Source organism: Pseudomonas sp. MWU16-30323, from assembly GCF_020515595.1.
Lineage (GTDB): Bacteria > Pseudomonadota > Gammaproteobacteria > Pseudomonadales > Pseudomonadaceae > Aquipseudomonas > Aquipseudomonas yamanorum.
This window is the reverse complement of sequence record NZ_JAIWYM010000063.1, coordinates 1-7,626: the sequence shown is the minus strand read 5'-3', so window position 1 is coordinate 7,626 and position 7,626 is coordinate 1. Positions and strand designations below refer to the sequence as shown.

The following is a 7,626-nucleotide window of genomic DNA, read 5'->3' as shown; positions in this document are numbered from 1 at the left end:
TACACAGCCCAGCCCAGCCCAGTCACAGCACCAGCCGAACCTCCGCACACAACCCCCCGCCGTCCCGGTTGCTCAACGTCAACTCCCCACCAATCGCCACCGCCAGTTGCTGGGCGATGGCCAACCCCAACCCCGTACCCCCAGTGCCGCGATTACGCGAACTCTCCACCCGATAAAACGGTTGCATCACCTGCACCAGCTCATCCGCCGCAATCCCCGGCCCCCGGTCCAGCACCTTGATCGAAAGCTCACCCGTCGCCGTCGACCCCACCTCCAACTGCGCCGCCCCGGCAAACTTCAGCGCGTTGTCCACCAGGTTCACCAGCACCCGACGCAACGCATGGGGTCGCGTATCCAAAACCACCGCACTTTTACCGGCCAAACTCACTTGCTTGTTCATGTCCTGGTAATCAAACACCAGGCTGTCGAGAAACGCGTCGAGGTCGATCCGGCAACTGGCCTCGGTGGACCCATGCACACTGCGGGCATAGGCCACCCCCTCGCGCACCAGATGCTCCATTTCCCCCAGGTCACTCCAGAGCTTTTCCCGGTCCACCGAGTCCTCCATAAACTCGGCACGCAATTTCATGCGGGTGATCGGCGTCTGCAAGTCATGGGAAATCGCCGCCAGAATCTGCATGCGCTCCTTGAGGTACTCGGCAATCCGCTTCTGCATTTCGTTGAACGCCGCCGCCGCATGCGCCACCTCGGTGGGGCCGGTTTCGTCCAGCGGTGTCGGGCGCGCATTCGGGTCGAGGGTTTCCACCGCCCGTGCCAGGCGCGTCAGCGGGCGGATGGCGATGCGCACGGCGACCCAGGTGCATATCAGCAACACCACCAGTTGCAGCACCAGCACCACCGGCAGCCAGAACGCAAACGGGATGGGCTTGGGGTGTACATCAATGGTGATCGGGCTGCCATCGGCCAGGGTCAGGTGCGCCTGGAAGTGTTTTTGTAGGCCCGGGATGTTGCGAAACGTCAGCGGGTAATGCTCGCCCAGGGCATCGGTAATCGACGTGGCGGCCATGGGCACGTCGTCGCTGGCCATCGGCTCGCCGGGTTCGCCGGCATTCAGCAGGTAGCGGTAGGCGTTGCGGTCGAGGCGTGGCAGCCAGCTGGCGCGCTCGGCGGCAGGCAGGCGGTCGAGGATCGCGATCGATGTCGACACGTCGTTTTCCAGGTTGCCCAGCATCACGCTCCGGGCGCTCATGTAGCGCTCATAGAACTGTGCACTGAACGACAGCGCGTTGGCGCACAGCAGGCTGACGATGAAAATTACTGACAGTTGCGCCGCCAGGGTGCGCGGCCAGCGGAACGTGAGGGTCATGCCGAGTCCCCAAGGATTTCCACGGCCAGGGAGAACACATAGCCTTCGCTGCGCACGGTCTTGATGTAGGCCGGTTCGCGGGCGTCGTCCAGCAGGCGCTGGCGCAGGCGGCTGACCAGCAGGTCGATGGAGCGGTCGAACAGGTCTGCGTCCCGGCCCTGGGTCAGGTTCAGCAACTGGTCACGGTTGAGCACGCGCTGCGGGTGGTCGAGGAAGACACGTAACAGGCGGTATTCGGCACCGCTCAAGGCCACCAGGGTGTCGTCTTCGTCCAGCAGATGGCGGGCGGTGGTGTCCAGGCGCCAGCGGCCAAAGCGAATCAGCCGCCCGCTTTCGGTCACCACCAGGTTCGGCGGCAGCATCCGCGTGCGGCGCAGCACGGCGTTGATGCGGGCCAGCAGTTCACGGGCGGCGAAGGGCTTGACCAGGTAATCATCGGCGCCCATTTCCAGGCCGATGATGCGGTCGGTTTCATCGTTGCGCGCGGTGAGCATCAGGATCGGTGTGGCCTTGTGCTTGCCCACCCGCAGTTCGCGGCACAGCTGCAAACCGTCGTCGCCGGGCATCATGATATCCAGCACGATCAGGTCCACGGGCGTGGTGTCGAGGAAGCTGCGCATCTGCCGGCCGTCAGCCACCACGGTGGTGCGCAGGCCATTCTTTTTCAGGTAGTTGCCCACCAGTTCGCGGATCTCCCGATCGTCATCGACAATCAGAATGTGATCGACGTGATCCATGCTGCTTTCCTCGTTGAATAGTCATTGATGCGCAGTCTAGCCACTGGCGGCGGGCTTGCCTTGTGCCCTTTGTATTGCAGTGTATCTGGCGATGACGAGATACACGTCGACGCAAAAATCATGGCTTGGCCGACACAATCCGGATACCTCCCAGGGTTCAAATGAACCCATCGAGGCGATCCGCCCCGGCTATTCCCGAGGAACCGTGCATGACCCCACTCAACAGCCTTCTCAGCGCCCTGGCGTTTTCCATGGCGGGCGTGGCGGCGGATGTGAATGCCGCCACCGCGAAAAAACTCACTGGCAGTGAAACCTGCTTCCAGAACACGCCGCTGGCGCAAAACGGCGCGGGTCGCAAACGCGCCGAAACACCCCCGGCCACGAGGTGACACCCATGAACTTCATCCGATACCTGCGCCGCTCAAAAGGCCTGCTGCTGTTGGCACTGGTGGTTGCCTTGGTCGGCGTGCCCAAGGCGGTGAACTACCTGATCAACAACGTCGATGCCGAAAGTTTCAGCCAGTCCGATGAGCGCATGCCTTCCCTCGACGGCGCGGTGGCCTGGCTCAACTCGCCGCCGCTGACGGCCGAGGGCCTGAAGGGCAAGGTGGTGCTGGTGGATTTCTGGACATACGACTGCGTCAACTGCCAGCGCAGCCTGCCGTACGTCAATCAGTGGGCGAAGAAGTACGCCAGGGACGGGTTGGTGGTGATCGGTGTGCACACGCCGGAAAACGCCTATGAGAAAGTCCTGGATAACGTACGCAGCCAGGTCAAGAAGCTGGACATCCATTACCCGGTGGCCATCGACAACGACTACCGCATCTGGCGCGCCTTCGATAACCAGTACTGGCCGGCCCATTACTTCTTCGATGCCACCGGCAAAGTGCGCTACAGCCATTTCGGCGAGGGCCGCTACGACAATCAGGAGAAAGTCATCCAGGCCCTGCTGGAAGAAGCCAGGGCGGCGAACGCGCCAACCTAAGCTAATGCCAAAAAGGTATTTATTGCGGGGTTTTTAGATCGTTTAGCTTCACCACTCCACGTACCTGTTCATGGAGTGAGCACCCAATGTCGCACCCGCTGGCAATCAACACCTTGCCCCTGCTGGACCTGGCGCTGCTCGACGGCAGCCCGGCCCAGCGTGGGCAGTTTCTCGATGACCTGCGCCACGCTGCGCGGCATATCGGTTTTTTCTACCTCACCGGCCACGGCATCGACGCCGGGTTGCTCACCCAGGTGCAGCAGCAGGCGAGCCAGTTTTTCGCCTTGCCGGAGGCCGACAAGCTTGCTGTCGGCATGATCAACTCCCCGCACTTTCGCGGCTACAACCGCGCCGCGTCGGAGATCACCCGGGGGCAGCCGGACCTGCGTGAACAGTTCGACCTCGGCGCCGAGCGTGAGCCGCTGCAACAGGGCCCGGACTCACCGGCCTGGTCGCGCCTCCAAGGCCCCAACCAGTGGCCTGCCGCGTTGCCTGAACTCAAGCCCTTGTTACTGGCCTGGCAGCAGGCGATGACGCAGATGTCCCTGCGCCTGTTGCGCGCCTTTGCCCAGGCCTTGTCGCTGCCGGAAAACGCTTTCGACCCGCTGTATGGCGACAAGCCCAACGAACACATCAAGCTGATCCGCTACCCCGGCCGCCACGCCCAGCAGAGTCGCCAGGGTGTCGGTGCCCACAAGGATTCCGGCTTTCTCAGCTTCCTCCTGCAAGACCAGCAGGCCGGCCTGCAAGTGGAAGTGGAGGAGGGCCGCTGGATCGACGCCTCGCCGCGCCCCGACACCCTGGTGGTGAACATCGGCGAGTTGCTGGAACTGGCCACCAACGGCTACCTGCGTGCCACGGTGCACCGGGTCGAATCGCCGCCCCTGGGCAGCGAGCGTTTGTCCCTGGCGTTTTTCCTCGGTGCGCAACTGGACGCGGTGGTGCCGGTGTATCAGTTGCCGCCCGAGTTGCTGCGCGATGCCCACGGCCCCACCAGTGACCCGCGTAACCCGCTGCTGCGGGACGTCGGCTGGAACTACCTCAAGGGCCGCCTGCGTTCCCATCCGGATGTCGCCCAACGGTTTTACGCCGATGCCACGATTCCCCAAGCCCTGTCCGCCTGATAAGGAACATCACCATGCTCAAGAAAACAGCCCTGGCCCTGGCCGTCCTGATTGCCTCCTTCGACGTCCAGGCCGCCGAGGCCCTGCGTGTGGCGGCGGACCCGATTCCCCACGCGCAAATCCTCGAATACGTGCAGAAGCTCGACCCGCAGCTACAGCTGAAAATCATCGAAATCCCCAACGGCGTGAACTCCAATGAGCTGCTGGCCCACGGTGATGTGGACGCCAACTACTTCCAGCACTTGCCGTACCTGCACTCCCAGGAACAGGCTCTCGGCCAGAAATTCACAGTGGCGGCCACCGTGCATATCGAGCCGCTGGGTATCTACTCCCATCGCCACACCAGCTTTGCCCAGGTGCCGGATAAAGGCACCGTGGCCGTGCCCAACAACGTCACCAACCTGAGCCGTGCGCTGTACCTGCTGCAAGCCAACGGCCTGATCACGCTCAAGCCCGGTTTCAACGACCCGGCCAAGGACCAGGCAACGCCCAAGGACATTGCCGAGAACCCCAGGCACCTGAAGATCCTCGAGATCGAATCACCACAGATTCCTCGCGCCCTGGATGACGTTGACCTCGCCGTGATCAACGGCAACTACGCCCTCGAGGCCGGCCTGTCACCGGCCAAGGACGCCCTTGGGCTGGAAAAAGCCCAGGGCAATCCCTACGCGAATATCCTCGTGACCACCCCGAAATTGCAGGACGACCCACGGATCAAACAGCTGGCCAAGGACCTGAATTCGCCGGAGGTGGCCAAGTTCATCACCGAGAAATACGCAGGCTCGGTGATTCCGGTAGCTGTCGAATGATCGTCGTCGAGCAGGTCAGCAAAACCTACGCCGATGGCCAGCCGCCGGCGCTGGATAACGTGTCGTTGCAGATTGCCGATGGTTCGATCTTCGGGATCGTGGGGCGGAGCGGGGCGGGCAAGAGTACTTTGCTGCGTTGCCTGAACCTGCTGGAGCGCCCGACCTCCGGGCGTATCCTCATGGACGGCCAAGACCTGACGCTGCTCAGTGACAAGCAATTGCGCCAGCAACGCCAGCGTATCGGCATGATCTTCCAGGGTTTCAACCTGCTGCATTCACGCAACGTCGCCGACAATGTGGCGGTGCCCCTGGAAATCGCGGGCCAGCCCAAGGCCGAGCGCGTTGCCCGGGTCAAGGAATTGCTGGAACTGGTCGGCCTGAGTGACAAGGCGCTGGCGTTTCCGTCGCAACTGTCCGGCGGCCAGAAGCAGCGCGTCGGCATCGCCCGGGCACTGGCGGCGCGCCCGGATTATTTGCTGTCGGACGAAGCCACCAGCGCCCTCGACCCGGAAACCACCGCGTCGATCCTGGAACTGCTGCGCAGTATCAATCGGCAACTGGGGGTGACCATCGTGTTGATCACCCACGAGCTGGATGTGGTCAAGGCTATCTGCGACAGCGCGGTATCCCTGGCCAATGGGCGTGTGGTGGAAAGCGGCAGCCTGATTCAATTGCAGGCCGACCCCGCCTCAAGCCTGGGCCGCTCACTGGCCCCCAGCCCGCCAGCGGTGAGGGCAGTATGAAAACGGACTGGAACGACATCCTGCAACTGCTGCTCACGGCCACTGGCGAAACCCTGTACATGGTGCTGCTGGCGGCGGTCTTTACCTTGCTGATCGGCCTGCCCCTGGGGGTGCTGCTGTTTGTCAGTCGCCGCGGCGGGCTGTTCCCGCTGCCACGGGTGAACCGTGTGCTGGGTGCGGTGATCAACCTGGGCCGCTCATTGCCCTTTGTGGTGATGCTTATTGCTTTGATTCCGCTGACCCGGCTGATCGTCGGCACCACCCTGGGCAGCACTGCCGCCGTGGTGCCGATCACCATTGGCGCCTTTCCGTTCTTTGCGCGGATTGTCGAGAACGCGCTGGACGAAGTGGACAAGGGGCGTATCGAAGCTATCGTTGCAATGGGCGGAGATATTCGGCATGTGATCTTCAAGGTGCTGCTGCCGGAGGCGCTCCCTGCGTTGCTTGCGGGGTTGACCCTGACCCTGGTGATGCTCATCGGCTTTTCGTCCATGGCCGGGGTGATTGGCGGTGGCGGCCTGGGCGACTTGGCGATTCGTTATGGGTACCAGCGTTTCAATAACCAGATCATGGTGGTGACGGTGATTGTGTTGGTGGTGCTGGTCCAGGGCGTGCAAAGCCTGGGGGATCGTTGCGTGAGGTCGCTGGCGCATCGTCGATAAACGGTTATGTACTAATGAATTTTTAATATTTCTAGTTATATGCGCGACTGAGTAAAGTTCCCGTACGTACCTTCACCTCGTCGCCGGGAAATACTCTTCATGAACCGTCCCCACGGGCATCCCACGCCGATCCTGACTTTGCCCCAGGGCGAAAAAGACCCGTTGTCGATTCGCGCCAAGGCGCTGGTTTTTGCCGACCCGCGTTCCCTGCAACTGCTCGAATATTTGCAACGTGTCGGCCCCAGTGAAGCACCGGTGTTGATCAATGGCGAGACCGGCACCGGCAAGGAGCTGGTGGCGCGCTATATCCACAGCGCCAGCGGCCGCACCGGTGCGTTTGTGCCGGTGAACTGTGGGGCCATCAGCGAGAACCTTGCGGAAAGCGAATTTTTTGGGCATGAGGCCGGCTCGTTTTCCGGGGCCTCGGGGCGGCGGATCGGCTGGTTTGAAGAAGCCGATGGCGGGACCCTGTTCCTCGATGAGATCGGTGACTTGCCGCTGCCGTTGCAGGTGAAGCTGCTGCGGGTATTGCAGGAGCAGGAAGTGGTGCGAGTGGGGTCGCGCAAGCCGATCAAGATCAATATCCGGCTGGTGACGGCCACCAACATCGACCTGGAGCAGGCGGTGGAGGCGGGCAACTTTCGCCTTGACCTGTTCTATCGCATCAACGTCGCGCAGGTGCAGGTGTTGCCGTTGCGTGAGCGGCCGCTGGATATCCTGCCGTTGGTTGAGCATTTTCGGCGGCTCTACAGTGCCAGGCTGAAAATCGCCGAGCCGATGTTGTCGGAGTCGGCGACCCAGGCGTTGCTGGATTATCCGTGGCCGGGGAATATTCGTGAGCTGGAGAATGTGGTGCACCTTGCGCTTTTGGTGGCTGGGGACAGGCCGATCATGCCGTCGCACTTGAAGTTTTCTGCGGGGCTGAGTGCAATGCATGCCAGCGTTAACAGCGGGGCGCCGAGGATTCCGCAGGAGGTGGTGCGGGAGCAGTTGCTGCGGTTGTTCGAGGTGCCGGGGGATTCGTTGTTGCACGATATCGAGGATTTGATCGTGCGGGAGGCGTTTGCGTTTTGTGGGTTTAATCAGTTGCGTACGGCGGAGTTGTTGGGGGTGACGCGCAATGCCATGCGGACGCTTTTGGTGAATCATGGGATGCTCAAGGGGCGGGTGAAACCCTGATTTTTTGGTGTACATATCCGTTATTTGGGTAACGGCGGCTTATGGTTTCGCTCTTACAGC

Annotated in this window: 8 protein-coding genes and 1 pseudogene; 7 read left to right on the top strand and 2 right to left on the bottom strand. The window is 62.0% G+C overall.

Annotated features, from left to right (window positions below; genetic code table 11):
- Positions 1–22 precede the first annotated feature (22 nt).
- Positions 23–1,327, bottom strand: a complete 1,305-nt coding sequence (locus tag LIY45_RS30280; protein WP_226478668.1) for a HAMP domain-containing sensor histidine kinase — start codon at positions 1,325–1,327, stop codon at positions 23–25.
- Entirely contained in the window at positions 1,324–2,064 is a 741-nt protein-coding gene (locus LIY45_RS30275) for a response regulator (RefSeq protein ID WP_010175236.1), read from the bottom strand. Before LIY45_RS30275 ends, LIY45_RS30280 begins: the two co-directional genes overlap by 4 nt.
- A 209-nt stretch (positions 2,065–2,273) precedes the next feature.
- Between LIY45_RS30275 and LIY45_RS30270 the strand changes: the two genes are divergently transcribed.
- The 7 genes and pseudogenes from LIY45_RS30270 to LIY45_RS30240 all read left to right on the top strand — a co-directional run bounded on the left by LIY45_RS30270 (position 2,274) and on the right by LIY45_RS30240 (position 7,566).
- On the top strand, positions 2,274–2,453 hold the full coding sequence (locus LIY45_RS30270) for a hypothetical protein (RefSeq protein WP_226478666.1): 180 nt from the start codon (positions 2,274–2,276) through the stop codon (positions 2,451–2,453).
- A 20-nt stretch (positions 2,454–2,473) separates the two neighbouring features.
- Positions 2,474–3,049, top strand: a pseudogene (locus LIY45_RS30265) (thioredoxin family protein); the annotation flags it as partial.
- Positions 3,050–3,135: 86 nt separating this feature from the next.
- Positions 3,136–4,173: an isopenicillin N synthase family oxygenase gene (locus LIY45_RS30260; RefSeq protein WP_226478665.1), complete on the top strand. Its 1,038-nt coding sequence runs from the start codon at positions 3,136–3,138 to the stop codon at positions 4,171–4,173.
- 14 nt (positions 4,174–4,187) lie between these two features.
- Positions 4,188–4,982, top strand: coding sequence for a MetQ/NlpA family ABC transporter substrate-binding protein (locus tag LIY45_RS30255; protein WP_226478664.1), 795 nt, complete (start codon positions 4,188–4,190; stop codon positions 4,980–4,982).
- Positions 4,979–5,725, top strand: coding sequence for an ATP-binding cassette domain-containing protein (locus LIY45_RS30250; protein WP_226478663.1), 747 nt, complete (start codon positions 4,979–4,981; stop codon positions 5,723–5,725). The genes LIY45_RS30255 and LIY45_RS30250 overlap by 4 nt, the downstream gene beginning before the upstream one ends.
- On the top strand, positions 5,722–6,387 hold the full coding sequence (locus tag LIY45_RS30245) for a methionine ABC transporter permease (protein ID WP_003212526.1): 666 nt from the start codon (positions 5,722–5,724) through the stop codon (positions 6,385–6,387). Before LIY45_RS30250 ends, LIY45_RS30245 begins: the two co-directional genes overlap by 4 nt.
- Positions 6,388–6,486: 99 nt before the next feature.
- Positions 6,487–7,566, top strand: a complete 1,080-nt coding sequence (locus LIY45_RS30240) for a sigma-54 dependent transcriptional regulator (protein WP_003212528.1) — start codon at positions 6,487–6,489, stop codon at positions 7,564–7,566.
- The last annotated feature ends 60 nt before the right edge of the window (positions 7,567–7,626 follow it).

Bases quoted from the DNA above. Each gene is read 5' to 3' on its own strand.
- LIY45_RS30280 (WP_226478668.1), bottom strand. From the start codon at position 1,327: ATGACCCTCACGTTCCGCTGGCCGCGCACCCTGGCGGCGCAACTGTCA.
- LIY45_RS30275 (WP_010175236.1), bottom strand. From the start codon at position 2,064: ATGGATCACGTCGATCACATTCTGATTGTCGATGACGATCGGGAGATC.
- LIY45_RS30270 (WP_226478666.1), top strand. From the start codon at position 2,274: ATGACCCCACTCAACAGCCTTCTCAGCGCCCTGGCGTTTTCCATGGCG.
- LIY45_RS30260 (WP_226478665.1), top strand. From the start codon at position 3,136: ATGTCGCACCCGCTGGCAATCAACACCTTGCCCCTGCTGGACCTGGCG.
- LIY45_RS30255 (WP_226478664.1), top strand. From the start codon at position 4,188: ATGCTCAAGAAAACAGCCCTGGCCCTGGCCGTCCTGATTGCCTCCTTC.
- LIY45_RS30250 (WP_226478663.1), top strand. From the start codon at position 4,979: ATGATCGTCGTCGAGCAGGTCAGCAAAACCTACGCCGATGGCCAGCCG.
- LIY45_RS30245 (WP_003212526.1), top strand. From the start codon at position 5,722: ATGAAAACGGACTGGAACGACATCCTGCAACTGCTGCTCACGGCCACT.
- LIY45_RS30240 (WP_003212528.1), top strand. From the start codon at position 6,487: ATGAACCGTCCCCACGGGCATCCCACGCCGATCCTGACTTTGCCCCAG.